This is a genomic window from Azospirillum sp. (genome assembly GCF_035628975.1).
In the GTDB taxonomy this organism is placed as follows: domain Bacteria; phylum Pseudomonadota; class Alphaproteobacteria; order Azospirillales; family Azospirillaceae; genus Azospirillum.
On the sequence record NZ_DASPIS010000019.1, the window covers coordinates 15033 to 38259 of the forward strand.

Here is a 23227-nt window from a genome sequence, read left to right on the forward strand (position 1 = left end):
CGGTTTGACCCGGACGCGGCGTCGCACCCTGAGAAAGAGAGTGCCGGCCTTACGACCAGGCGGCCATCTTCTTTTCCAGATTGTCCGACAGCTTGTCCAGGAACTGCTTGGTGGTCATCCACGGCTGCTGCGGGCCGATCAGGATGGCGAGATCCTTGGTCATGTAGCCGGACTCGACGGTTTCGACGCAGACGCGCTCCAGCGTCTGGGCGAACTTGACGACGTCCGGGGTATTGTCGAACTTGCCGCGATAGGCCAGGCCCTGGGTCCAGGCATAGATCGAGGCGATCGGGTTGGTCGAGGTTTCCTTGCCCTTCTGGTGCTCGCGGTAGTGGCGGGTCACCGTGCCGTGGGCGGCCTCGGCCTCCACGGTCTTGCCGTCCGGCGTGACCAGCACCGAGGTCATCAGACCCAGCGAACCGAAGCCCTGCGCCACGACGTCCGATTCCACGTCGCCGTCGTAGTTCTTACAAGCCCAAACGAAGCCGCCTTCCCACTTCAGGGCCGAAGCGACCATGTCGTCGATCAGGCGGTGTTCATAGACCAGACCCTTGGCCTTGAACTGGTCGGCGTAGGACTCGTCGAAGATCTTCTGGAAGATGTCCTTGAAGCGGCCGTCGTAGGCCTTCAGGATCGTGTTCTTGGTCGACAGATAGACCGAGTAGCCGCGCTCCAGGCCGTACATGAGGCTGGAGTGGGCGAAGCCCTCGATCGACTCGTCGAGGTTGTACATGCCCATCGCCACGCCGGCGCCGGGGAAGTCGTAGACTTCATGCTCGATCTTCTCGCCGCCCTCGGCCGCTTCCCACTTGATGGTCAGCTTGCCCGGGCCGGGAACGACGAAGTCGGTGGCCTTGTACTGGTCGCCGAAGGCATGGCGGCCGATGATGATCGGCTTGGTCCAGCCCGGGACGTAGCGCGGAACGTTCGAGCAGACGATCGGCTCGCGGAAGACGGTGCCGCCCAGGATGTTGCGGATCGTGCCGTTCGGCGACCTCCACATCTTCTTGAGGTTGAACTCCTTCACCCGAGCTTCGTCCGGGGTGATGGTCGCGCACTTCACGCCGACGCCATACTGCTTGATGGCGTTCGCCGACTCGACGGTGACCTTGTCGTCGGTCTTGTCGCGGTTCTCGATGCCGAGGTCGTAGTACTTCAGGTCGATGTCGAGGTAGGGCAGGATCAGCTTGTCTTTGATGAACTGCCAGATGATGCGCGTCATCTCGTCGCCGTCGAGTTCGACGACCGGATTGGCTACCTTGATCTTGGTCATGGGTGCGAGATCTCCCCGAACGGGTAAGGGCGTTGTCATTCCTTGGGAGCCGGGCGCGTCGTCCAGCGGGCGCTTGTTGCCAGGGAGCATGCCGCATGGGTGGCTCCCCGGTACCCCGGGCGGAAATCAATCGCGGTTATATAGCATCGCCCTGTGACGGAAAGGAAGGTACGGCGGCGGCTTAGGCGTCGATGTCGCACGATTCCGCTTGCAACGCGGCACTGCAGCCGGCCATGATAGTCAATTGGTATTACCGGTTGGCCGGATTGCGGCTTTCCAGCGGCCGGGAGCCGATCGAAAGGCGCTGATCAACTCCATCCACAGGTCAGGTCGCCGACTCCGGGGTGTGTGCAGGCCGGAGCTTAGACGCCATGCCGGCGGTTGAGTCGATGTCTGCCGACGCGTCGGCCAGATGGCGTTCCGTATTCACCATGTAGTCGCGGGTCAGCGGCACCGCACCCAGGGTGCGTGCGACCTGCACCTGGAACACCATGTGTCCCTGCAGCCGGAACGCCAGTTCCACACCCGCCAGGTAGAATTCCCACATCCTGCAGAAGCGTTCGTCATACAGCGCCTTCGCTTCGTCCCGCCGCGCGTCGAACCGGCTGCGCCAATGGCGCAGGGTCTCCGCGTAATGCATGCGCAACACCTCCAAGTCGGTCGTGAACAGTCCGGATCGCTCGATGACCGGCAGCACCTCCGACAGGGCGGGGGAGTAGCCGCCGGGGAAGATGTATTTCCGGATCCACGGATTGGTGGCTCCCGGCCCCTCCAGCCGGCCGATCGCGTGGATCAACGCCACGCCGTCGTCATTCAGCATGCCGCGAACGGCGTCAAAATAGTCGCGGTAATGCGGCGCGCCGACATGCTCGAACATGCCGACCGAGACGATGCGGTCGAAGGCGGCCGGGTGGGCGGTGGCGAATTCGCGGTAATCGCGCAGCTCGAAGGTGACGCGGTCGGCCAGCCCCGCCTCCTCGGCCCGCCGCTTCGCCACCTCCAACTGTTCGGAGGACAGCGTGATGCCGGTCACCCGCGCGCCTGAGTGCCGGGCGAGATAAAGCGCCATGCCACCCCAGCCGCAGCCGATGTCGAGCACCCGCATTCCCGGCACCAGCAGCAGCTTCGCCGCGATGTGGCGCTTCTTGGCCTCCTGCGCATCGTCCAGAGACATGCCTGGCTCTGGAAAATAAGCGCAGGAATACTGCATGTCGCGGTCCAGGAAGAGTTCATAGAACTGGCGCGACAGGTTGTAATGATGCTCGACGTTCTGCCGCGAGCGCCGCATCGGATTGTATTGCTGCGCACGGCGCAGAAGCGGCGACAGCGTCTCGACGGCGCGGCCGAGCGCCCCCTGCACCTCGCTGCCGCTCATCAGCATCGACAGCAGGTCGTAGATGGTGCCGCCCTCGACCGACAGGCGGCCGTCCATATAGGCTTCGCCGAAACGCAGGCGCGGATTGATCAGCAGGTCCCGCTCCACAGCGCGGTCGTGGAGCCGCAACGTCAGTTTCGGTAGGCCGGAGCCGATCCGATGGTGTTTCCCATCGACAGTGACGAGATCCAGGGTTCCGTCGCCCATGGCGGCGGCAAGCAGACGAACCAGCAGCATGCCGAACTCCTTCCGCGGTGCCGAAATCAGCATGGCGCCGGGGCAGGGGGGCGGCAATCCGTCAATCGGTCAGGACTGCTACCCAAATCGGGGATTGCGGATGTATGCGTGCCGACCTGAATATCGCTTCAGTGGCAAGGCCGCTTCAGAATGCGGAAAGCCGCCCGGCCCCTGTTGGGGCGGGCGGCTTCCGGACGAGCAGTGCGACGGTGCCGCAACGGCTCCAGACCTTGGTCCGGTCCGTCGGCGGCAGAAGGGCTATCAGCCCTCCTCTTCCTCGGTCGCGGTCTCTTCGACGAAGGTCTCTTCCTCGTCTTCGTCATCGCGCAGATCGGCGGCGGTGATCATGCCGCCGCGCTGGGCCTGCAGCTCGGCCTCTTCGGCCGAACGGGCGACGTTGACCGTGACCGTGATCGACACTTCCGGGTGCAGGACGACGCGCAGCTTGAACAGACCCAGGGTCTTGATCGGGGTGTCGATCTGGACCTGCTTGCGGTCGGTCTTGTAGCCGGCGGCGGTCAGCGCGTCGGAGACGTCGCGGGTGGTCACGGAGCCGTACAGGACGCCGGTCTCGGCAGCCTGACGGATCACGACGACCGTCACGTTGTCCATCTTGGTCGCGACATGCTCGGCGTCCTTGCGGCGCTCGAGGTTCACGGCCTCAAGGTGGGCCTTCTGCTTCTCGAAGACGGCCAGGTTCGCCTTGGTGGCGCGCATGGCCTTCCGCTGCGGCAGCAGATAGTTGCGGGCGAAGCCGGGACGCACATTGACGACCTGGCCCATCTGGCCGAGCTTCTCGACCCGCTCCAGCAGAATAACTTCCATCACTCGTCCTCCTGACCGGGGGCCGCGGGGGAAAACCGGCGGCGCAGCCCGATCCATTGCTCGATCATGCCCAGGCCGACCAAAAGCAGGATCGGCCACCCGAAGAGAAACAGCATCATGTAGAAGCCAACCAGGATCAGCGTGCGCGCCGATCGGCTGCTGGCGAATACATGAACCACCGAAAGCCCGGCGAAGGCGAAAGGAACCGCCAGGATCAGCGCCAGATTGACCGCCAGGAACCCGACGGTTCCCGGCACGACCGAAGCCGCCGCGACCGACACCGCGAACAGCGGCGCCAGCCAGTTGGGCAACTCCAGCTCGGCCAGACGCATGGCAGGGCGCCGGTTGCGGCCGAACCGCATCAGCGCCCCCTGCGCCAGCACCGCGTTGACGATCGTCATGACAAGCCATGACACCGCAACCAGTCCCGGCAGGACGGCCGCCACCCAGAATGCCTCGGGATCCGGGGCTTGCTGGCCCTGCATGCGAAACGCCGGCTCGACGACTCGAGCCAGGGTCTGCCGCATCACCCCTTCGAGCCCACCGGGCTCTCCGAGCGTCAGGATCACCGCGGCGAGCAGCGCCGCCACGCCCATCCCGGTCAGGCCAATCAGGACCCGGCCGGGCGGATACCATTCCAGGGTTCCATCCTCTCGGGAGCGCGCCAGAAGCGACTGCCTCACCACCAGGATCGCCGGGGCGGCCCCGGTCACCAGGTAGGACAGCGACACCAGCATGCTGCCGGAGGTGCCCAGCAACACCGCGAAGGCGCCGGCCAAGCCGGCCACCGTCACCGCGGGCGCCCCCAACCACAGTCCCGTGAGGAACAGGGGCAGGGGGGCCAGATAGCCCAGGATCAGCGCTCCCATCCCGCCGAACATCACGGACAGGTAGAAGAACGCGCTTATCAGACCGCCGCCGACGGCGACCACCAGCGGACCGGCCGGACCCAAGGCCATGGAAACCCCTTGACTGCCTTCACCGAAACCCTTCGGCCCTTTGCCGGGCTTACTTCACCACGTAGGGGAGAAGGGCCAGGAAACGGGCGCGCTTGATGGCGCGGGCCAGTTCACGCTGCTTCTTCGTCGAGACCGCAGTGATGCGGCTCGGGACGATCTTCCCGCGCTCGGAGATGAAGCGGGACAGCAGCTTGACGTCCTTGTAGTCGATCGCCGGAGCGTTCGCGCCCGAGAACGGGCAGGTCTTGCGGCGGCGGAAGAACGGGCGGCGGGCGCCGCCGGTGCGGGCGGGAGCGCCCGTGGTCTGCTTGTCGGACATTTACGCGGTCTCCCCTTCGGCGGCGGCAACGTTTTCCTGGCGGCGCGGCGGACGCGGGCCACGGTCGTCGAAGCGACGCGGACCACGGTCGCCACGGTCGCCGCGCTCACCACGCTCGTTGCGGCTCTGCATCATCGCCGACGGGTTGGCATCGAGGGCGTCGACACGCACGGTCATGAAGCGCAGCACGTCTTCGCTGATGCTCATGTTCCGCTCCATCTCGGCGACGGCGGCGGCCGGCGCGTCGATGTTGAAGAGGGTGTAGTGACCCTTGCGGTTCTTCTTGATCTTGTAGGTGAGGGTTTTCAGACCCCAGTATTCGCTCTTGGCGATCGTGCCGCCGTTGTCGCGGACGATCTGGGCGAACTGCTCAGAGAGCTGCTCGGCCTGGGCGGCCGAAATGTCTTGGCGCGCGATCAGCACGCACTCGTAAAGTGCCATTGCACTCCCCATGGCTGTTCATGGTCCGGCGCTGCGCCGCATCCCTCATGGATCGGATCAGCCGCCCGGGCCTAGCCGACGGCGGACCGCCGGCAAGGAGTTATGAAGCGGCGCAGTATGCACAGGCCGACGGTGGTAGCAAGCGAAAATCCGGCCGCCTGCGCTGCCACCTTCGAAAAATCTACCCTCTTTCTAGGGAACCGGCCGGGTCAGCCCGGGCGCGCCGCTTGGCCGGTGCGCTGGGTAGGCCGGGTGCAACGGTGGATATCGCGCGGGATAGCTTCAGCGCATTTGACCGAAGTGCAATCGACCTGCGCAGGCGCCATGTTCCGCAAGCCGTTCAAGGCGGAGCTTGCGGTTCGGTCCATTCGGCCCGGCCCGCCGTCGGCGACGACAGCCCGGTGCCCGGAGTAGCCATGCGCAAGAACCTGTTACCGTATCATGTGGTGGAGTTGAGGGGGCTGGCCTGCATCCTGCTGGTCGCCTACCATGTGGTCGGCATTCCCGGGGCTGGCATGCAGGTGGCGGACGGATCGATCTATCGATACGCCACCGACAGCTTCGAGCTGATCCGCATGCCGCTCTTCACCTTCATCTCTGGGCTGGTCTATGCCCTGAACCCGGCCCGGGTCGAGCGGCTGACGACCTTCTTCCTCAAGAAGTTGCGCCGGCTCGGCTTCCCATTCCTGGTGGTGTCCGCTCTCTTCTATTTCCTGCAGACCCACGCACCCGGTGCCAACGGGACCTTCGTCCCCGATTCGATGTGGCGGATCTACGTCTTCCCCTATGCCCATTTCTGGTACCTGCAGGCACTGTTCCTGATCTTCTCCGTTGTGGCGCTGCTCGATGCGGCGAACCTGATGGACCGGCCGGGCAGATTCGCGCTGGCGCTGGCGCTGGCGGTGATGGCCTGCCTGACCGTGCATTTCGACTCGAACATCCTGTCGGTGAACGAGGCCTTCTTCCTGTTGCCTCATTTCCTTCTGGGCGTCGGGGTGACCCGCTTCCGCGCGATGGTGCCGCGCAACGTTCTGCTGGGTGCCGCCGGGCTGGCGCTGGGTTCGGGGGTCGCCCTGCACCAGGCCTCGCTCTGGGGGTATTTGCCCCATTTCGGCTGGAACAGCAGCGTTGCCCTGCTGTGCGGCATGGGCGGAGCGGTGACCCTTCTCCATGCAATGCCGTCCAGCCGGGTCTTCCGCACGGTGGGTGCGTCGTCCTACGCAATCTATCTGCATCACGCGATGTTCGCCGCCGGGGCCCGCGTGCTGCTGCACCGCATGGATGCCGGGGATGGGGTGATCTTCTGCGTTGCGCTGATCTCCGGGCTGGTCGGGCCGATGGTGTTGGAGGCGCTGGCGCAGGTGAGGCCCTGGACCCGGGTGGCGCTGGTCGGCAAAGCCTGATCGTCCGTCCCCGGCCCGCCCCTGATCTCCCCGTGATCCGCCCTTGATTTGTGCGCTTTGTTTGCAGCGCAGGAAACAGCGCAAGACCCGGCGGGCAACGCCCACGAACAACCCCATCCACCAGGCGGCTTTTCGTGGGCGTTCTGTCTTATTACGTGGCGTTTTATCGTGCCATTGGCGCTTTGGTCATCGCGCGTCGCTTGACTTGCTAAAAAGTGAGGGTATGACTGTCGCCCAATCCATGGTGCCGCCGCAGGGGCGGGGCGCTTTCATCCAGGGTTTCACCGAAGCATGACCAGGGCGTTCGTCTTTCCGGGGCAGGGCAGCCAGGCCGTCGGCATGGGTCGCGAGCTCGCCGAGGCGTTCGAAGTCGCTCGTCTCACCTTTGAAGAGGTGGACGATGCGCTGAACCAACGGCTGTCGCGCCTGATGGCCGAAGGCCCCGAGGCCGACCTGACCTTGACCGAGAACGCGCAGCCGGCCCTGATGGCGGTCAGCGTCGCGGTGATGCGGGTCCTGGCGAGCGAGGGCGGGGTCGACCTGTCCAAGCATGCCGCCTTCGTCGCAGGCCACTCGCTGGGCGAATATTCCGCGCTCTGCGCCGCCGGCGCCTTCACGCTGGCCGACACCGCGCGCCTGCTGAAGCTGCGCGGTCAGGCGATGCAGAAGGCGGTGCCGGTCGGCAAGGGCGCCATGGCTGCCCTGCTGGGCGCCGATCTGGAGCAGGCGCAGGCGATCGCCGCCGACGCCGCACAGGGCGAGGTGTGCAGCATCGCCAACGACAATTCGGTCGGGCAGGTGGTGATCTCCGGCAGTGCCGAGGCGATCGACCGTGCCATCGTGCTGGCGGCCGAACGCGGGCTGAAGCGCTCGGTCCGGCTGCCGGTGTCGGCTCCCTTCCATTGCTCGCTGATGCAGCCTGCCGCCGATGCGATGGCGGAGGCTCTGGCGAACGTCACCATTTCGGCTCCGGTCGTTCCGGTCATCGCCAACGTCACGGCGTCGGCCGTGTCGGACCCCAACGCCATCCGCCGCCTGCTGGTGGAACAGGTGACCGGCATGGTCCGCTGGCGCGAATGCGTTCTCTCCATGAAGGAGCAGGGCGTCGAACGGCTTGTCGAAGTCGGGTCGGGCAAGGTGCTGGCCGGACTGACCAAGCGGATCGACAAGGATCTGGCGGCGGTGTCGGTCGGCACGCCGGCCGATGTCGAGTCGTTCCTGAAGACCCTGTGACCGTCAGTTCCCCGATACATCAGCCTCGTGAGGCCATCCATGTTTGACCTGACCGGCAAGTCGGCCCTCGTCACCGGCGCGTCCGGCGGCATCGGCGCGTCGATCGCCCGGGCCCTGCACGCCCAGGGCGCCGTCGTCGCCCTGTCCGGCACCCGTGTCGCTCCGCTGGAAGCGCTGGCCGCCGAGCTTGGCGAGCGTGCCTTCGTCGTGCCCGGTAACCTTTCCGAGGCCGCGGCGACCGAGCAGCTGTTCAAGGACGCCGAGGCGGCGCTGGGCAAGATCGACATTCTCGTCAACAATGCCGGCCTGACCCGCGATCAGATCGCCATGCGGATGAAGGACGAAGACTGGCAGTCGGTGATCGACGTGAACCTGACGGCGGCCTTCCGCCTGTCGCGGGCCGCCATGCGCGGCATGATGAAGCGCCGCTGGGGCCGCATCGTCAACATCACGTCGGTCGTCGGCGTCACCGGCAATCCGGGCCAAGCCAACTATGCCGCGTCGAAGGCCGGCCTGATCGGCATGTCGAAGTCGCTGGCGGCCGAACTGGCCTCGCGCAACATCACCGTCAACTGCGTCGCGCCGGGCTTCATCGCCACGGCCATGACCGACGCCCTGAACGACGAGCAGAAGCAGAAGCTGCTCCCCGCCATTCCGGCCGGCCGCATGGGCCAGCCGGAAGAGATCGCCGCCGGGGTCGTGTACCTCGCGAGCGAGGAGGCCGCCTACGTCACCGGCCAGACGCTGCACATCAACGGCGGCATGGCCATGATCTGATGAGGATCGGACGGGGCGGCATCGCCACGTGTGAAGAACGGCGCCAACCCGGCTCCCTCGCGGGTGCTGGTCAAGGCTGCTGAAATGTGTTATCGGACGGGGCTTTTCGCGGCAGGACGGCACGTTCTTCGCGTGTTGCTCCGACCGGATTATCCCGAGCGGTTTCAAGGATTGGAAGGTCTTAAAAGATGAGCGACATCGCCGAGCGCGTGAAGAAGATCGTTGTGGACCACCTGGGTGTCGAGGAGTCGAAGGTGGTGGAGAACGCCTCCTTCATCGACGATCTGGGCGCCGACAGCCTCGACACCGTCGAGCTGGTCATGGCCTTCGAGGAAGAGTTCGGTGTCGAGATCCCGGACGACGCCGCGGAGAAGATCCTGTCGGTGAAGGACGCCATCGACTTCATCAAGGCCAACGCCGCCGCCTGATCGGGCCGCGGGCATTGAGCCCCCGAGGGCCAGGCAAACCGCACCTGCTTCATCCGCAACGCGGGGCCTGGCCGTCGACGACTTGATCGTCGACATTATTTTCGAGGAAAGGTCAAGGAACAGCCTCATGAGACGTGTCGTCGTCACCGGCCTCGGTATGGTCACGCCGCTCGGCGTCGGCCACACGCTGAACTGGGAGCGGCTGATTTCCGGACAGTCGGGAATCCGCGGCATCACGGGGTTCGACGCTTCGGACCTGGCCTCCAGGGTCGCCGGGCAGCTCCCGCGCGGAACGGGTGAGGGCGAGTTCAACGCCGACGCCTTCGTTCCGCCGAAGGATCAGCGCAAGATGGATGACTTCATCATCTTTGCGATTGCCGCGGCGCAGGAAGCAATCAAGGATTCCGGTTGGGCTCCCCAGACCGATGAAGAGCGCGAACGGACCGGCGTCATGGTCGGCTCCGGCATCGGCGGCCTTCCGGGCATCGCCGATGGCGCCGTGACCCTGAACGAAAAGGGTCCGCGCCGGCTGTCGCCCTTCTTCATCCCGGCCTGCCTGATCAATCTGGCCTCCGGCCATATTTCGATCCAGCACGGCTTCAAGGGCCCCAACCATGCGGTCGTCACCGCCTGCTCGACCGGCGCGCACGCCATTGGCGACGCTGCCCGTCTGATCATGTGGGACGATGCCGACGTCATGGTCGCCGGCGGTACGGAGGCGGCGGTCAGCCGTCTCGGCGTCGGCGGCTTCGCCGCCATGCGCGCCCTGTCCACCAGCTTCAACGACACCCCCGAAAAGGCTTCGCGTCCCTACGACAAGGATCGTGACGGCTTCGTCATCGGCGAGGGTGCCGGTGTCGTGGTGCTGGAAGAACTGGAGCACGCGAAGAAGCGCGGCGCCACCATCTATGCCGAGGTCGTCGGCTACGGCATGTCGGGCGATGCCCACCACATCTCGGCTCCGGCGGAAGACGGCAACGGCGGTTTCCGCGCCATGAAGGCCGCGCTGAAGCGGGCTGGGATGAACCCGTCCGACATCGATTACGTGAACGCCCATGGCACCTCGACGCCGCTCGGCGACGAGATCGAACTGGGCGCTGTGAAGCGTCTGTTCGGCGATGCCATGGACAATCTGGCGATGTCGTCCACCAAGTCGGCCATCGGCCACCTGCTGGGCGCTGCCGGTGCGGTCGAGGCGATCTACTCGATCAAGGCGATCAACCACGGCATCGTTCCGCCCACGCTGAATCTCGAGAATCCCTCGGAAAGCTGCCTGGGCGTGAATCTGGTGCCGAAGGTGGCGCAGGAACGCCGCGTCCGTGCCGCCCTGTCGAACTCCTTCGGGTTCGGCGGCACCAACGCCTCGCTGGTGTTCAAGGAATTCGCGTAAGCGAAGCCTGCGCCGGCGTTGCGATTTACTGCCTTCATGAGGTGAGCGATGGGCTGGGGTCTCCGAATATTCGCGGGGACGCTGGCCCTCGCGGCCGCTGCGGCGGGTGGAGTGGGCGTCTGGGGGTTCCAGCGCTACACGACTGCCGGGCCGCTTGAGCAGGCCGAGACGGTCGTCATCCCCCGCGGCAGCGGGTTGGAGGCCATTGCCATCACACTGGGCGATTCCGGTGTGATCGGGTCGCCTCTGGTGTTTGCCGCAGCGGCCAAGTTGACCGGAACCTTCCGCGAGTTGAAGGCCGGCGAGTACCAGTTCCCCGCTGGAATCAGCATCGAAGGCGTATTGGAGCAGATGCGCCAGGGCCGCACCGTGGTGCGCCGCATCACCGTGCCGGAAGGCCTGACCTCCGCCCAGGTGGTGGCGCTTCTGCAACGCGAGACGGTGTTGACCGGCGAGATCGCTAAGCCGCCGAAGGAAGGTTCCCTCCTGCCGGAGACCTACCACTTCGCCTATGGCGACAGCCGCCCTGCATTGGTCGAGCGCATGCAGACGGCGATGACGCAGGCTTTGGCGGAAGCGTGGAAGAACCGGGATCCAAACCTTCCCTACGAGACTCCGCAGCAGGCACTGACGCTGGCATCCATCGTCGAAAAGGAGACCGGCGTTGCGGCGGAACGCCCCAAGGTGGCGGGCGTTTTCGTCAACCGGCTGGAATCCGGCATGAAGCTGCAGTCCGATCCCACCGTGATCTACGCCTTGACCGATGGCAGCGGTGAACTGGGGCGGGCACTGACCCGCAACGACTGGAAGCTCGAGTCGCCCTACAACACCTATCAGAACAGCGGCCTGCCGCCGGGCCCGATCGCCAATCCGGGCAAGGCCTCGCTCCAGGCGGTGATGAAGCCGGAACGGCACGAATTCCTGTATTTCGTTGCCGACGGAACCGGCGGCCATGTCTTTGCCAAATCGTTGCCGGATCACAACCGCAATGTCGCCAAATGGCGCGAGATCCAGCAGAACAGGCAGCCCGAGCCCGGCGAAACGTCATCGGAATGACGGCCGATGACCGGGGCGGAGGGCCGATAACCATCCGCTTGGTTGCGCCTTCCCCACAATTTCGGCAGTCTTTGCATCGCAGCAGACCTGACCACCATTCCCTGGGGAGATGTGATGACCGTGGATGTCGAGCAGCGCATCCGTGACCGCGCCTATGCGATCTGGCTGGACGAGGGCCGTCCGGAAGGGCGCGATGCCGAGCACTGGTTTCAGGCCGAGCGTGCGATCCTGGGGGAAACGGCAGCCATTCCTGACCGCTCTCCGGTCGTCGCGGTCGTGAAGGCGCCGCGCAAGACGACGAACGCCAAGCCGAGGGCGGTCAAGACCATCGATCAGACCGGCGTTGAGCCGGAAGCCGCGGCGGCCGAGCCCCCCAAGGCGCGCAAGCCACGGACCCGCAAGACGCTGACGGCCTGATCGGCCGCCGCCGTAGCACGTCAGGCGGCGTTGGAGGCCTGCGGCAGTTGCAGGTTCGAGACGACCATGACCCCCGCGGTCGAACCATAGGACTTGCGGGCGGCGCGCAGCGCTTCCAGCGCCTCCATCAGGCTTTCTTCGGCGAAGCCGGGGGCCAGTCCGGCCAGTTCCCGCTCCGTCAAGTCGATGAAGGCGTCCAGAAGGCGCGCGTGGATGCGGCTGGCCTTGCGGACTTCATCGGCGACCATCTGTGCGGGCATGGGTAGCTCCCTTGGTATCGTGTGGGTCTAATGTTCGGGTGAGTGTCTTCTCGGGATCATGCGTTCCCGCGTGTCGATTAGGCGCGGAATAGGGTTAAAAGAACTTTAAATGCCGGATATCTCCGCTTGGGGATTAAGAATTACCACTTCGGATATTTGGGCAGCTGCGCGTATCCGGCCGCTTGGCCCGACAATCGGCCACCACATCTGTGCGACGTGAAGCAACCGAGGCAAAGGTCGGGGTTCAGCCGGCTTGAAAGCGCGACACCTGACGCCGCGTCTCATCCGCCAAGCGGGAGAGATGGACCATGGTCGCGGCGATCTCCTCCGACGCGGCGGCGTTCTTGGAGGCGACGGTTCGAACGCTTTCCACCGACCGTTCGATCTCGCGGACCGAAGCCTGCTGCTCCTCCATGGCCACGGCGACCGACTGGAAGGCGCCATCGATGCGGTCCACCCGCTCGGCAAGCCCATCCATGCGGCGTCGCGCCTGCTCGGTGACGGCCTTGCCTTCCTCAGCCAAAGCCGCCGCGGCTTCGATGATCTCGGCGATCTGGCGGGCGCTTTCCACGGCGTTGTCGGCGAGCTTGCCGACCTCTTCGGCGACCACTTCGAAGCCCTTGCCCTGCTCGCCGGCGCGGGCGGCCTCGATGGAGGCGTTGACCGACAGGATGTTGGTCTTCACCGCGATCTGGGTGATCGCCTCGGTGATGCGGCCGATGCGGCGGCTGTTCTCCGCGATGGTCTGCGACACGCGCAGCAGGCGCGCCATGTCCTCCCGACCGCGGTCGGCGAAATCGGCGGCGTCCTTCACCATGTCGGAGGCATCGCGCGTGCTGTCGGTGACATGGGCGATGGCGCGGGCCGACTGACCGACCGCTGTAGCCACATGGTCGAGATCGTCGGTCTGCTCCGATGCGCCGTCGGAGACATGGGCGATGGCCGTGCTGGCCTGACCCGCCGCGACGGCCACCTGGGTCGCCTGTTCCCCGATGGCGCGGAAGGCGGTGCCGGTCTCCTGCAGCAGCGCCACCATCTCGCCATAGGCGCCCTGGAAAGCCGGAGTGTTCCCCGTTGCGGCATCATTCACCGGCTTGCCCGAAAGCCGGTGCATTTCCCCATGCAGCCCGTGCAGCACCTGGATGACGGTGGCGACGGCGCGGCCGATGGAGCCCAACTCGTCGCGCCGGCCGGTGTTGGGCACCGCGACCGTCAGGTCGCCTTCCGAAAGTCGCTGGACGGCGGCCGTCGTGGCGGCGATCGGGCCGGTCAGGCTGCGGGCGATCAGCATCGACAGCACCGCTCCGGCCGCCAGCGCTCCCAATGCGCCGCTCCACAGGAGCAGCACGGCGCGCGACCGGCCAGCTTCCCGTTCCGCGGTTTGGGCGTGGACCAGCTGCGCGACCCGATCGCTGACGGTTGCGGCGGCATCGCGCATCGCCACGCGGGCAGCGCTGCGCCGGACCACGATGTCGGCGACCAGCAGGAATTCCGTTTCCACGCCCATCACGGCGGCGGTCAGCTTCTCCGTCTCCCGCAGGATTTCGGGACCATTGGAGGCTCTCTGGACATCTCCGATGATGGACAACAGCCGATCAATGGCTGCGTTGGGCGAATTGCGGCCGGACCCGCCCTGCTCGATCAGATACTGCTGCACGTCGAGCAAGGCGCTGCGGGTTTCCTGGATCAGCCGCCCGGCGATGGTGGTCAGCAGGGCGGAGGACTCCAGTGCCCTCAGAGCGTCCCCATCGCCGGGATCGGCCTTCAGCCGCGCCAGCGCGTCGGCATAGCGGGCCGACTGCTCCTGCGTCAGCGTCTGCGCCACCACCAGGAGGGCTGCCGTCTGCTTGCGGAGCTTTGCCAGACTGGCGAAGCGCTCGACCTCCAGCTGGACCACCTCGTCGAAGGACCTCCGGTAGGCCGCCAGCTTCGTCAGCACGTCCTGCAGCGCGTCGGGGGCGACGGCATGGCCGGGCAGAGCCAGCAGGGCCTCGGCTTCGGTCTTCAACTGCTCGGTCAGTTGGCGTACCCGCCGGCTGGCGGAGGGATCGACGTCGATCAGATAGCGTGCCTCCTCCTGCCGGGCGCTGAGCAGCAGCGTGTCGAGGCGGGAGGTGCGGGCTGCGATCTCCACCTGCGTGGCGTAGGTGTTCAGGCCGCTCCATCCGGCGACGGCGACGGCAAGGGTCAGCAGCAGGACGGCGGCGAAACCCAGGGCGATGCGTGTGGCGATCGACATGCCGGTGGAGGTCCATTCAGGGCCGCGTGGCGGCGGAGCCGGGTTGAGCGGGGGAGAGGACGGGCGACCGGAACCGAGGCATGCGGCATCCGACACTACCCACTGGAATCACCTTGCTTCGGTTGGGGTGCATCCGGCAAGTCATAAGGGTGGCGTGCGTCGTCCGCGGGTTGTCGCGGGGCGCCCTTGGTCGATCGTGAGGAGCCGTTACCGCAATGTCCTTTCCGGCCAGCCTGCGAGTTCTTCCCCGGTTCGGCATCGCCGTCCTGTTGCCTTCCGCCGCGGCCTTTCTGCCCCTGTTGCTGCCCGGCCTGGTCCCGGGCATCGCGCCGCAATCCTTGTGGCTGGCGACGGGCGGTGCGCTGGCCCTGGCGCTGGCGGTCGCGCTGGTGCTGGCGCTCGACCTCTCGGACGCGATGGCCCGGCTGCAGGATGCCGCCACCCGGCTTGCCGAGGGGGCCGTGGACGATGCTCCCGCACCGCCGCTCCGCGGGGATGAGGCCGGCGCGGTCGCTGCCTCCCTGGCCCGCACCTTGTCGGTTCAGAATGCACTGCACGCCGCGCTTCGCCGCCTGACCCGCGAACCGGATGAAGGCCAGCATCCGCTGCCGGCGCTGCCCGGCCGTTATGCCGAGATGGCGGCGCTGGTGGAGGATGCCCGCAACTCCTTCCTGCGCATCGGCCAGCAGGCGGCCCAGGTCGCCGTCGCCGCGGGCCAAGCCAGCACGGCGGTGTCCCAGGTCGCCGACGGCGCCTCCATCCAGACCGAGGACCTGGACCGCGTGGCGAACGCAGTTGGCCGATCCGTCCGAGCCATCGCGGAGGTGACCGACAGCACGCGCGCCGCGTCCGACATGGTGCGCGTCACCGCCGGCTTCGCCGACAAGGGCAAGGCGGAGATGGCGCGACTCGTCCGGGTATCGCAGACCATCGGCGACAACAGCCGCCGCATCGGCCGCATCACCGAGGCGATCACCCAGATCGCGGTGAAGACCAACATCCTGTCGGTCAACGCCTCCATCGAAGCCGCCCGCGCCGGCGAGCAGGGCAAGGGCTTCGAGGTCGTCGCCGAGGAGGTCGGCAAGCTGGCCGACAACGCCGTGGAGAGCGCTCGCCAGATCGCCGAGATCGTCGAGGCCGCCGCGGCGATGGCGGGAGAGGGAATGGCCGCCACGGCCGAGGTGGTTCAGATGATGGACGGCATCGCCGAACGCGTGGCCCAGATCGACCGCATGGTCCAATCCGTCGCCGCGGCCATGGCCGATCAGCAGGACCACATCGTCGAGATCGAGTCGAACGTCGGCAACATCCGCACCGTCGCGTCGAAGAACGCTGCCGCGTCCGAGGAGATCATCGCGACCATGGTCCACCTCTCCCGGTTGGCCGACGACACGCGGCGGCTGGCTGAGCGCTTTCGGGCATCGTGAGCGAGGGCGGCGCTCCCCTCGGCCCGCTCGACGCTCTGGCGCGGCGGTTGCTGGACGATGTCCGGCGCAAGGCGGGCATCCGCCACGACCGCCCGCTGGAACGCAAGCTGGCGCGCATCCTCGCAGCGATGCCCCTGCCGGTGCTGGAGGAGTGGGTGGCGCAGATCGAACGGGCGCCGGCCGACAGCCCGGACTGGCTCAGCCTGATCGAGAACCTGACGATCCACGAGACCTATTTCTTCCGCGACCTGCCGCACCACGCCCATCTGCGTGGCTATCTGCTCCCCCGGCTGATCGCCGACCGGCGCGCAGCGCGGACCCTGCGGCTGTGGAGCGCCGGCTGCGCCACCGGGGAGGAGGCCTACAGCCTCGCCATCGTGACGCTGGAGGCGCTGGCCGACGTCGGGGAGGCGCGCCGGACCGGGCATGGCCTGGAAACCGATTGGGACGTGCAGGTGCTGGGAACCGATCTCAGCCGCATAGCCGTGCGGCAGGCTGCCAACGCCTGCTATGGCGGGGAGGGGCTTGGGCCGTTCCGCGAGATGCCGGACGGCTATGAGAGCTGGTTCGTCCCGCTGGGGAGCGAGGCGCCGCTGCACCGCCGGGTGCGTGCCGATGCCCGCCGCATCGTCAGCTTCGTCCGTCACAATCTCATGGATGCGGGCCCGCCGGACGGCGCGCCGGAGGGGGGCTTCGACCTTGTGTCCTGCCGCAACGTCATGATCTATTTCGACGACGACAGCCGCGACCGGGCGCTGGCCCTGCTGACCGCCGCGGTGGCGCCGGGCGGCTGGCTGGTGCTGGGCACCACAGACCGGTTGGGAGAAGATTGCCGGTTCGAGCGTCACCGCGGCGACCGCGCGCTCGCCTACCGGCGGCGGGAGATCGTGCCATGACGGCCGACGGATTCCTGACCTTCGACATCGCCGGCACTCCCTTCGCCGTTCCCGCCGACCGGGTGGAGGAGGTCGCCGAATCGACCCGCACCACCCGGCTGCCCTTCGCCCCGCCGCAGGTGGAGGGACTGGCGACCGTCGGCGGTCGCATCCTGCCGGTTCTGGACGTCACCGGCTATCGGTCGCTCGGGTTGGTTTGGGCCGGCGGCCGGCGGGGCGGGCTGCTGATCGTCTTGCGTGCCGGTGCCGGGCTGCTGGCCCTGCGCGCCGGCCGGATCGGCGGCACCCTGCCGGCTGAGCGGGTGACGCTCGCCGGGGCGGAGCCGGAGGATTGCGGGACGCCGGTCGCCGGCCGCCTGCGCCATGGCGACCGCTTGCTGCGCCTGCTCGACCCGGACCGGATGGAACTGGGGCGGGGGGCCGTCCATGCCGGGCTGTTCGATGGCGACGCGCTGAGCGGTGCCGCCGCCGAGCCGCCGGACCCGTCGCGCGAGCGGGCCGGCGTCCGCCTGCTGATGGTGGAGGTCGCCGGGCGGCCGCAGGCATTGGAAACAGCCGATCTGCTGTTGGTCTTCCCGCTCGCCGACCTGCGCCCTCTGCCCAATGCGCCTGCCATCGTCCGCGGGGTGGCGTCGGTGCCGAAGCGGTCCGTTCTGGTCACCGATCCGCTGGGGTTGGGCGACCGTCCCGGTGGCTATACCGTCGTGCTGCGAACACGCCGTGGCCCCGTTGGCGTGCGGGTGGACGGCGTGCGCGGGGTGGTGCGCGTGCCGCTGGACCGCATGCGCGCCGGGGAGGCCGGTGCGCCGGCCCGGGTGGTGGATTACGATGGAACTTGGCTCGACGTGAGGAGCGGGGCACGCATGCTGGGCGATCATCTCGACGACATCGGCGGCTTCATCCCCGAGGGAGGCGATCCGGACGACGATCTGGCCGAAAGCCGCCTGCCGCGCCGCTTCTACCGCCGCTTCCTGACCTTCGTGGTCGAGGCGCGGGTCTATGCCCTGGAGTTCGAAAAGGTGCGTCGCGTCGTGGAGTCCTCCGACCGCATGCGTCTGCCGCAGGGGGCGGAGAGCTTTGACGGATTGACCGACGTGGACGGCCGCATCCTGCCGGTGCTCGATCTGCGCCGGCTGTTGTCGCAGGGGCCGGTCGGTGCCGCACCCGCCACGCCCGGGATCGCCATCCTGGTGGAGATCGACGGCGGCACCGTGGCGGCGATCGCCGACGAGATCCAGCGCATCCGCAAGATCGCCGCGGAGGACGTCGATCCGCTGTCCGACCGCCTGACCGCCGCCGTCATCCGTCTGGACCATGCGCTGATCCCGGTGCTGCGGCCGGAGGGGCTGACCGCCGCCTCTTCCGCCGTCTCCACCGCAGCCAAAGCCCTTCCGGCCGGGACCGCCGCGCCATGACCGATCCGCGCATCCGCCTGCTGGTCGTCGACGACAGCAACTTCGTCCGCATCGCGCTCCGCAAGATGCTGGAGCCGGCCTCCGACATCGAGATCGTCGGTGAAGCGCGCAATGGGGCCGAGGCGCTGCGCCTGTCGCGCAAGCTGAAGCCGCATGTCGTCGCCATGGACCTGAACATGCCGGTCATGGACGGCATCGAAGCGGTGCAGGCCATTGCGGCGGAAAAGGGTCCGCCCTGCATCATGGTCTCCAACGAGACGTCCGACGGGGCGGCGGCCACCATCCGGGCGCTGGAGACCGGCGCGGTGGATTTCGTCTGCAAGAACAGCTCCTTCATCACCTTCGACATGGCGTCCATCGAACGCCAGCTGACCGAGAAGGTGCGCCACTGGGGCCGCTGGCGCATGGAGCTGACCGGGGAGGCGGCCAGCGCCCCTACGCCCACGCCCGTGGTGGAACCGCCGGCCCCATCGCACCCTGCCATCCGCGGCGGCATCCGCGCGCATCGCCCCGACCTGGTCGTGGTGGGAGTCTCCACCGGCGGACCGGTTGCGCTGGCGGAACTGCTCGGCGCGCTGGGGCCGCTGCCCTGTCCGCTGGTGGTGGCCCAGCATATGCCGGCCAGCTTCACCGCGGGATTCGCCGCCTCGCTCTCCCGGACGCTCGGCCGTCCGGTGGTGGAGGGTGGCGACGGTGTGGCACTCGACCCTGCCGCGGTGACCATCCTGCGCGGCGGCGGCGACTGGATCGTGCGCCGTCCGGCTTCCGGCCGGTTTTCCCTGCATGCCGCCGATCCAGCGGAGACCATCTACCATCCCTCCGCCGACCGGCTGTTCCGCAGCGCCGCGGAGGCGGCGGAGTCGCCTGTCGCCGTCGTGCTGACCGGAATGGGCGAAGACGGCAGCACCGGGGCCGCCGCCTTTGCCGAGCGGCGTTTTTCCGTCCTGGTCCAGGATCCGGCGACCTGCGCGGTCGATGGGATGCCGAAGGCGGCGATCCGCGCCGGTGTGGCCACGGAGGTGTTGCCGGTCGCGGGAATCGCCCGCAAGCTGAACGCCCTCTTCTCACTCGCCTGACCACCACACCCGATCCGAACGCCGTTTGGCACTGCAAGCATAGGAAACTGTCACCCATGGCGAAGCCGACGATCCTGCTGGTCGATGACTCTGTGCTGATGCGCACGATCATCGGCGACATCGTGCGCGCGGACGACGAGTTGTCCCTCGTCGGTGCGGCCGAAAACGGCAAGGTGGCCCTGGAGATGGTCAAGAGCCTCAAGCCGGACATCGTCCTGCTCGACATCGAAATGCCGGAGATGTCGGGGCTGGAGGTGATGGAGCATTTGTCGCTGATGTCACGCGCGAAGGTGATCATCATCTCGTCCGTCGCCCAGGTCGGCTCGCCCGAAGCGACCGAGGCCCGCGCCTTGGGAGCGGTGGAGATCATCGCCAAGCCGTCCGGGACGATGAGCCTCGACCTCGCCCACAAGAAGGGCCACGACATCGTCGCCGCCATCCGCCGCGCCGCCGGCCTTCCCCCGCCCGTGAAGCCCTGATCCCCGGCTCGATGGCCCCTTGAGCGGTGACCCATGAGCAGCGAACTGATCGAGACCCTGTGGCGGCAGTTCAGCGTCGAGGCCGGCGAGCATTTCGACCTGCTGGAAAAACTGCTCTCGGCAACCCCCGGGAACATGACGGACGCGGAGCGTATCGCCGCCCTGTTCCGCTCCTTCCACTCGCTGAAGGGGGCGGCCCGTGCCATGGACCTCTTCGCGATGGAGGCGGTGGCCCACCGGGCGGAGACGATTCTCGGCCGCGTGCGCACCGGCGCGTTGCCCTTGACGGAGGAGGTCGCCGCCCCGCTGCTGGACGCGCTGGATGCGTTGCGTGGACTGGCGGAGGTCGGCATGCGCGATCGCCGCGACGGGCAGGCGCCGGCCGAACTCCTGGCGCGGCTCGACGCGCTGGGTGGTGAGACCCCGGCGGTCAAGCCGGGTCTGGCATCGCCGCCGCCCCCGCCGGCGCGGCTGCACGAAAACGAGCGGATGCTCGGTCTTTTCGTCGGGCTGCTGCATGACGGCATGGCGACGCTGACCCGTGCGCTCGACCTCGACAGCCTGGATGAGGAGGGGATCCGCACCGTCGACGACACCGCCGACCGGCTGGAACTGGCCTGCGAGCGGCTGAACTTCCTGCCCTTCGCCGACACGCTGCGCCGCTTCCGCGAAGCGCTGACGGCCCGCGATGCGGACGGCATCCTGCGCGAGCTTCAGGGCGTCGCCACCGCCAGCGCCCGCATCGGCCGGCTGACCGGCAAGGACGCCGGGGCGGCAATCCTGGCGACCCTGCTTGCCGACCACAATGCCCAACTCCTGGCCCAGGGCAGCGCCCGCGCCGATGCGCTACTGTCCGATCCGGCGGCACTGGCCGATGGGGCCGCGGCCGGCGAATTGGCGGGCCTGCTCGACCGCATGGCGTCGACGCTGGACATCATCCGGCTGCCGCGCGGCTCCGCCCTGTTGCGGGTTCTGGCCGATGTGATGCGCCGGGCGCCCGCTGCCGGTCATGCCGGCTGGCCCATCCTGCTGGCCGACGCCCGCAGCGCGCTGGCCGATCTGGCGGCGCGGGCCTCCCGCGACCCGGCCGAGGATTTGGAGGCCGATGGCGCTGCGGCGCTGGAAGGGCGCCTGCGCGCATTCGTCGATGCCGTTTCCGCCGAGAGGGAGGCCGGGGAAGCGCGCCGCCCGCTGAGCGCCGACGAGCTGTCCGCCCTCGGGCTCGATCCCGGCCTGCTGCGCTTTCTGTCGCCGGACAGCACCGCCGATCTGCGTGCCGCCATTGCCGACCCGTCCGTCCGCCTCTATGAGGTCACCGCCTTCCTGGAGACATCGGCGGAGGTGGCGTCCGGCTTCGTTCAATGGATGGGCAGCAAGGTGCGGGCGATCACCAACTGGCCGGAATTCATCGACGGCAAGACCTGGCTGCGCGTGCTGATCGCCTCGCCGCAGGAGCTTCCCGCGCTGGCCGGCGCGCTTGCCGGCATCGATCCCGGCGGTGGCTTCCTGCGCATCCGGTCCTGCACCCCCTCCGAACCGGCCGCGGCGAGCGAGGAGGGAACCACCGCCGGGACTGTCGAGGAACCGGCAAACCCCGCCTTGCCGGCAGTCGCTCCCCCCGCCACTGCCCCGATGACGTCGCTCCTTGCTCCCAGCGTTCCGCCGGCCATGCCCACCGCTCCCGTCCGCCCGGCCGCAGCCCCCGGCGGCGTTCTGCGCGTGCCAGGGGAGGTCGTGGACCGCTTCATGGCGCGCATCGACGGCATGGTCCTGCTGTCCGGCGACCTGAACGCCACCGCCAACGACTTGCGGATGGAGAAGGCGCTGGCGTCGCTGGCCGAGAGGCTGGGCGCCGGCGATCACGACCTCCGCGCCCTGCAGGAGGCGGTGGAGCATCAGCGCCGCGATCTTCTGGACCTCGACACCCAGCTCAGCCGTTCCGTCGACCGGTTGCGGGAGGCGGCGCTCGACCTGCGCGTCGTGCCTATCGAAACCCTGTTCAACCAATTCCCCCGTGTCGTGCGCGAACTGGCGCGGCTCCAAGGCAAGTCGGTGCGCTTCGTCATGGAGGGCGGCGAGGTGCGCATCGACAAGAGCATGGTGGAGACGCTCTGCGACCCGCTGATGCACATGGTCCGCAACGCCATCGACCACGGCATTGAGACGCCGCCCGCCCGCGAGGCTGCGGGCAAGCCGCCGCAGGCGACGCTCTGCCTGCGCGCCATCCAGCGCAACAGCCGCGTGGTGGTGGAGATCGCCGACGACGGACGCGGCATCTCCGCGGAGGCGGTGCGAGCCAAGGCGGTTCGCCAGGGTATGATCGGCGAGGAAGACAGCCTGCAGCTTTCCCCCGAGGCCGTGCGCGAGTTCATCTTCGCCCCCGGCTTCTCCACCGCCGACATGGTGACCGAAACATCGGGCCGTGGCGTCGGCATGGACGTGGTGCGCAATGCCATCACGCGGCTTGGCGGCAGCATCGTCACCCGCACGCGGGAGGGGGCTGGCACAGCCTTCGCCATCGACCTGCCGCTGTCGGCCGCGATCCTGCGCACCTTGCTGGTCCAGGTGGACGATCAGGTGCTGGCGATCCCCGACCGCTTCGTGGAGGAGGTGTGCGGCTTCACCGCCGACGAATTCCACCTTGTATCCGGCTGTTGGACCGTGATGCGCCGCAAGCGGGTGCTGCCGGTGGTCCGGCTGGCTGACGCCCTGGGTTTCCCCGCCGAAGGGGAATGGCCGCCGGCCGGTCCCGGCCAGCGCCTCATCGTCGTGCTCCGTCACGGGAACCGCCGCATCGGGCTGGAGATCGACCGGCTGCTGCGACGGGGTGACCTGTTCGTCCGCGAAAGCCATCCCGGCCTTGCCGAGGTGCCCGGAGTCGGCGGCGTCTCCCTGCTGAACGACGGCCGCATCGTCATCATCCTGGACGGCGACGAACTGTACCGGCTGGCTGCCGCGGCCCAGCGGCGGGAGGCGGCCGCTCCGGCGTTCCACCCCGACCCCTCCACCCCGGCGTGAACGCCGGTTCATGACGCGGATTTCATGGTCGGGTCAGGTTCGGGACAGGGCGGCCGGGCTATTGTCCTTCTTGTGACGCGGTCGGGCCAGCCCCCCTGAAACACCGGCCAGTCATCCAGAGCGTCTTCTCATCTGGTGTCTCTTCCCGGTGGTCCCCTGCCATCGGACATGACCGTCCGGTTCTCCCGTTTGCCTCCGGACGGTACCTATCGGCGGAGCGCGTCCAAGGCCATTTCGCGGCCGACGTTGCCCCCCACCGCAGGCCCCGGCCCTGGGTGCGCTCC

General features: G+C 67.8%; 21 protein-coding genes. 13 read left to right on the top strand and 8 right to left on the bottom strand.

Annotated features, from left to right (window positions below; all coding sequences use genetic code 11):
* Positions 1 to 49: 49 nt before the first annotated feature.
* From VD964_RS03725 to rpsF, 6 genes are all read right to left on the bottom strand, one after another.
* The gene (locus tag VD964_RS03725) at positions 50 to 1273 is read right to left on the bottom strand and encodes an NADP-dependent isocitrate dehydrogenase (RefSeq protein ID WP_324865706.1); all 1224 of its coding nucleotides are present in this window, start codon (positions 1271 to 1273) and stop codon (positions 50 to 52) included.
* A gap of 325 nt (positions 1274 to 1598) precedes the next feature.
* Complete coding sequence (locus VD964_RS03730) at positions 1599 to 2885, bottom strand: cyclopropane-fatty-acyl-phospholipid synthase family protein (protein ID WP_324865708.1); 1287 nt, start codon at positions 2883 to 2885, stop codon at positions 1599 to 1601.
* Positions 2886 to 3146: 261 nt separating this feature from the next.
* Positions 3147 to 3710 carry a 50S ribosomal protein L9 gene (rplI, locus tag VD964_RS03735; protein WP_174469753.1) on the bottom strand — a complete coding sequence of 188 codons (564 nt, stop codon included), beginning with the start codon at positions 3708 to 3710 and terminating at the stop codon, positions 3147 to 3149.
* Positions 3710 to 4669, bottom strand: coding sequence for a DUF2232 domain-containing protein (locus VD964_RS03740; RefSeq protein WP_324865712.1), 960 nt, complete (start codon positions 4667 to 4669; stop codon positions 3710 to 3712). The genes rplI and VD964_RS03740 overlap by 1 nt, the downstream gene beginning before the upstream one ends.
* A gap of 49 nt (positions 4670 to 4718) precedes the next feature.
* Entirely contained in the window at positions 4719 to 4988 is a 270-nt protein-coding gene (gene rpsR / locus VD964_RS03745; RefSeq protein WP_012974291.1) for a 30S ribosomal protein S18, read from the bottom strand.
* Complete coding sequence (gene rpsF, locus VD964_RS03750; RefSeq protein WP_085089177.1) at positions 4989 to 5429, bottom strand: 30S ribosomal protein S6; 441 nt, start codon at positions 5427 to 5429, stop codon at positions 4989 to 4991.
* A gap of 416 nt (positions 5430 to 5845) precedes the next feature.
* Here rpsF and VD964_RS03755 point away from each other — a divergent pair, with 416 nt between their 5' ends.
* The 7 genes from VD964_RS03755 (at position 5846) to VD964_RS03785 (ending at position 12133) form a co-directional block, all read left to right on the top strand.
* A complete protein-coding gene (locus VD964_RS03755; protein ID WP_324865721.1) occupies positions 5846 to 6832 on the top strand; it encodes an acyltransferase in 987 nt (328 codons plus the stop codon).
* 291 nt (positions 6833 to 7123) lie between these two features.
* Positions 7124 to 8065, top strand: coding sequence for an ACP S-malonyltransferase (gene fabD / locus VD964_RS03760; protein ID WP_014247972.1), 942 nt, complete (start codon positions 7124 to 7126; stop codon positions 8063 to 8065).
* Between the two features lie 39 nt (positions 8066 to 8104).
* Positions 8105 to 8842, top strand: coding sequence for a 3-oxoacyl-[acyl-carrier-protein] reductase (fabG, locus tag VD964_RS03765; protein ID WP_324865724.1), 738 nt, complete (start codon positions 8105 to 8107; stop codon positions 8840 to 8842).
* A gap of 188 nt (positions 8843 to 9030) precedes the next feature.
* Positions 9031 to 9270, top strand: coding sequence for an acyl carrier protein (locus VD964_RS03770; RefSeq protein ID WP_014247969.1), 240 nt, complete (start codon positions 9031 to 9033; stop codon positions 9268 to 9270).
* A gap of 127 nt (positions 9271 to 9397) precedes the next feature.
* Complete coding sequence (fabF, locus tag VD964_RS03775) at positions 9398 to 10660, top strand: beta-ketoacyl-ACP synthase II (protein WP_324865726.1); 1263 nt, start codon at positions 9398 to 9400, stop codon at positions 10658 to 10660.
* Positions 10661 to 10708: 48 nt separating this feature from the next.
* A complete protein-coding gene (gene mltG / locus VD964_RS03780) occupies positions 10709 to 11716 on the top strand; it encodes an endolytic transglycosylase MltG (protein ID WP_324865728.1) in 1008 nt (335 codons plus the stop codon).
* A gap of 114 nt (positions 11717 to 11830) precedes the next feature.
* Positions 11831 to 12133, top strand: coding sequence for a DUF2934 domain-containing protein (locus VD964_RS03785; protein ID WP_324865730.1), 303 nt, complete (start codon positions 11831 to 11833; stop codon positions 12131 to 12133).
* A 20-nt stretch (positions 12134 to 12153) separates the two neighbouring features.
* Here the strand turns inward: VD964_RS03785 and VD964_RS03790 are convergent, their stop codons facing one another.
* Together VD964_RS03790 and VD964_RS03795 are read right to left on the bottom strand one after the other, a co-directional pair.
* Positions 12154 to 12393 carry a hypothetical protein gene (locus VD964_RS03790; protein ID WP_324865732.1) on the bottom strand — a complete coding sequence of 80 codons (240 nt, stop codon included), beginning with the start codon at positions 12391 to 12393 and terminating at the stop codon, positions 12154 to 12156.
* Positions 12394 to 12637: 244 nt separating this feature from the next.
* Entirely contained in the window at positions 12638 to 14632 is a 1995-nt protein-coding gene (locus tag VD964_RS03795; RefSeq protein WP_324865734.1) for a HAMP domain-containing methyl-accepting chemotaxis protein, read from the bottom strand.
* 215 nt (positions 14633 to 14847) lie between these two features.
* Here VD964_RS03795 and VD964_RS03800 point away from each other — a divergent pair, with 215 nt between their 5' ends.
* From VD964_RS03800 to VD964_RS03825, 6 genes are read left to right on the top strand one after another with little or no spacing between them, the layout of a single operon-like run.
* A complete protein-coding gene (locus VD964_RS03800; RefSeq protein ID WP_324865736.1) occupies positions 14848 to 16059 on the top strand; it encodes a methyl-accepting chemotaxis protein in 1212 nt (403 codons plus the stop codon).
* Complete coding sequence (locus VD964_RS03805; RefSeq protein WP_324865738.1) at positions 16056 to 16955, top strand: CheR family methyltransferase; 900 nt, start codon at positions 16056 to 16058, stop codon at positions 16953 to 16955. Before VD964_RS03800 ends, VD964_RS03805 begins: the two co-directional genes overlap by 4 nt.
* Positions 16952 to 18370, top strand: coding sequence for a chemotaxis protein CheW (locus tag VD964_RS03810; protein WP_324865740.1), 1419 nt, complete (start codon positions 16952 to 16954; stop codon positions 18368 to 18370). The genes VD964_RS03805 and VD964_RS03810 overlap by 4 nt, the downstream gene beginning before the upstream one ends.
* Positions 18367 to 19446: a chemotaxis-specific protein-glutamate methyltransferase CheB gene (cheB, locus tag VD964_RS03815; protein ID WP_324865742.1), complete on the top strand. Its 1080-nt coding sequence runs from the start codon at positions 18367 to 18369 to the stop codon at positions 19444 to 19446. The genes VD964_RS03810 and cheB overlap by 4 nt, the downstream gene beginning before the upstream one ends.
* Positions 19447 to 19502: 56 nt before the next feature.
* A complete protein-coding gene (locus tag VD964_RS03820; RefSeq protein ID WP_014247959.1) occupies positions 19503 to 19925 on the top strand; it encodes a response regulator in 423 nt (140 codons plus the stop codon).
* Between the two features lie 33 nt (positions 19926 to 19958).
* Positions 19959 to 22943 carry a chemotaxis protein CheA gene (locus VD964_RS03825; protein ID WP_324865744.1) on the top strand — a complete coding sequence of 995 codons (2985 nt, stop codon included), beginning with the start codon at positions 19959 to 19961 and terminating at the stop codon, positions 22941 to 22943.
* Positions 22944 to 23227 lie beyond the last annotated feature (284 nt).

Bases quoted from the DNA above. Each gene is read 5' to 3' on its own strand.
- VD964_RS03725 (WP_324865706.1), bottom strand. From the start codon at position 1,273: ATGACCAAGATCAAGGTAGCCAATCCGGTCGTCGAACTCGACGGCGAC.
- VD964_RS03730 (WP_324865708.1), bottom strand. From the start codon at position 2,885: ATGCTGCTGGTTCGTCTGCTTGCCGCCGCCATGGGCGACGGAACCCTG.
- rplI (WP_174469753.1), bottom strand. From the start codon at position 3,710: ATGGAAGTTATTCTGCTGGAGCGGGTCGAGAAGCTCGGCCAGATGGGC.
- VD964_RS03740 (WP_324865712.1), bottom strand. From the start codon at position 4,669: ATGGCCTTGGGTCCGGCCGGTCCGCTGGTGGTCGCCGTCGGCGGCGGT.
- rpsR (WP_012974291.1), bottom strand. From the start codon at position 4,988: ATGTCCGACAAGCAGACCACGGGCGCTCCCGCCCGCACCGGCGGCGCC.
- rpsF (WP_085089177.1), bottom strand. From the start codon at position 5,429: ATGGCACTTTACGAGTGCGTGCTGATCGCGCGCCAAGACATTTCGGCC.
- VD964_RS03755 (WP_324865721.1), top strand. From the start codon at position 5,846: ATGCGCAAGAACCTGTTACCGTATCATGTGGTGGAGTTGAGGGGGCTG.
- fabD (WP_014247972.1), top strand. From the start codon at position 7,124: ATGACCAGGGCGTTCGTCTTTCCGGGGCAGGGCAGCCAGGCCGTCGGC.
- fabG (WP_324865724.1), top strand. From the start codon at position 8,105: ATGTTTGACCTGACCGGCAAGTCGGCCCTCGTCACCGGCGCGTCCGGC.
- VD964_RS03770 (WP_014247969.1), top strand. From the start codon at position 9,031: ATGAGCGACATCGCCGAGCGCGTGAAGAAGATCGTTGTGGACCACCTG.
- fabF (WP_324865726.1), top strand. From the start codon at position 9,398: ATGAGACGTGTCGTCGTCACCGGCCTCGGTATGGTCACGCCGCTCGGC.
- mltG (WP_324865728.1), top strand. From the start codon at position 10,709: ATGGGCTGGGGTCTCCGAATATTCGCGGGGACGCTGGCCCTCGCGGCC.
- VD964_RS03785 (WP_324865730.1), top strand. From the start codon at position 11,831: ATGACCGTGGATGTCGAGCAGCGCATCCGTGACCGCGCCTATGCGATC.
- VD964_RS03790 (WP_324865732.1), bottom strand. From the start codon at position 12,393: ATGCCCGCACAGATGGTCGCCGATGAAGTCCGCAAGGCCAGCCGCATC.
- VD964_RS03795 (WP_324865734.1), bottom strand. From the start codon at position 14,632: ATGTCGATCGCCACACGCATCGCCCTGGGTTTCGCCGCCGTCCTGCTG.
- VD964_RS03800 (WP_324865736.1), top strand. From the start codon at position 14,848: ATGTCCTTTCCGGCCAGCCTGCGAGTTCTTCCCCGGTTCGGCATCGCC.
- VD964_RS03810 (WP_324865740.1), top strand. From the start codon at position 16,952: ATGACGGCCGACGGATTCCTGACCTTCGACATCGCCGGCACTCCCTTC.
- cheB (WP_324865742.1), top strand. From the start codon at position 18,367: ATGACCGATCCGCGCATCCGCCTGCTGGTCGTCGACGACAGCAACTTC.
- VD964_RS03820 (WP_014247959.1), top strand. From the start codon at position 19,503: ATGGCGAAGCCGACGATCCTGCTGGTCGATGACTCTGTGCTGATGCGC.
- VD964_RS03825 (WP_324865744.1), top strand. From the start codon at position 19,959: ATGAGCAGCGAACTGATCGAGACCCTGTGGCGGCAGTTCAGCGTCGAG.